The sequence below is a fragment of the Flavobacterium bomense genome, from assembly GCF_003970355.1.
The window spans coordinates 1-1,436 of the sequence record NZ_RYDJ01000100.1; the positions used below are offsets into that span (position 1 = coordinate 1).

Sequence of the window (1,436 nt, forward strand, 5' to 3'; positions counted from 1 at the left end):
GTATTTATACGTTCCATAAGTGCCACATAATAGGGTCAATACGGCAAATATGATGATGAATTTTTTATTTGTTTTTTTCTTTTCCATAGTAGAGGTCGATTATATTTTTGAAATATTGAAGGTTTGTGATAATTGTCCAGTTGTTGAAAGTAATTCGTAATATTTTTGAATAATATTGGCTCTTGCCAAAGCTTTATTGATTTTTGAACTCAGTTGTTCTACATCGGCTTCGAGTAAATCATTGGTGTTCGAAAGGCCGTTGTCGTATTTGTCTTTTACGATTCTATAATTTTCTGCTGATTGAGTTGCTGCTTCTACATAAACTTCGTTTTGCTTTAAGGACAAATTATAGTCTTCAATGGCTTTTTTTACTTCAACTTTGATATTATCGGTAAGGATTTCTTTGTAGTTTTTAGCTTCATTCGATTTGCTTTCGGCCATTTTTATGGTAGAATTGTTTTTTAGTATTCCACTCAAATCATAAGAAACACCAACTCCAAAATTGATCGCATTTTCAATAGTAATTATATTTTGTAATCCCAAAGAAGCATAGCCTCCCATAATCGTAACCGAAGGATAATAAGCTCCTTTTGCTAATTTCACTCCAGCTTCACTAGCTTTTTCTTGAAAACGAACTGCTTCTAAATCTTTTCTGTTGTCCAATGCCAGATTTTCATCTGTAGGAATATTGTTAATTTGGAAATTGATAAAATCACTTTCGTTAATCTCTAAATTAGTTTCCATTGGCAATTTCAAAAGCGAAATCAAATAATAGTTGACCACATTCAAATTGTTGTTCATTTCGTCAATAGATAATTGTATTTTCGAAACTTGCAATTGTGATTTCAATAAGTCATTTCTTGGAATAATGCCGTTTTTTTCCATTTCGGTAAAATCCACCACACGTTGCTCGGCTTGTTTTTGATTGTCTTTCAACAATTCCAAAGTCTTTTGTGCTTTGTATAAACTTGCGTAATAATTGACCACTCGCATCGCAATTTCCTCTTTGGTTTGCAAAGCTGTTGCTGTTTGGGCTTGGTACAAATTCTCCGAAATCTTGATGTTGTTTTGGATTTTGAAACCCGCAAAAACAGGGAGATTAGCACTCAATTGTCCAATCATCAGTTTATTTCCAGATGGGAATGGTGTTCCTGAACCATTAGTGCTAAATTTCATATCAATATTTGGTTCAATAAAATTTTGATATTGTCCTGAAAGTTTCAAATCGGGATATTGTGAGTTCTTTTTGGACTGCAATTCGTATTTCGATGAATTTACTTTGGAATCGGCCAAGCTTACTTCGTTACTTTTTGACCAAGCCAAATGAATGGATTGGTCAAGTGTTAAACTAGTACTTTCTTGCGCTTTTATAGAAGTGATTCCTATTAAGTAAATCCCTATAAGTAAAAAATGATTAATTTTCATATATTAGCAGG

At 32.7% G+C, this 1,436-nt stretch carries 1 protein-coding gene; it reads right to left on the reverse strand.

Annotated elements, in window-relative coordinates; all coding sequences use genetic code 11:
• Positions 1-99 precede the first annotated feature (99 nt).
• Entirely contained in the window at positions 100-1,425 is a 1,326-nt protein-coding gene (locus EKL98_RS15850; protein ID WP_126563135.1) for a TolC family protein, read from the reverse strand.
• Positions 1,426-1,436: the final 11 nt, after the last annotated feature.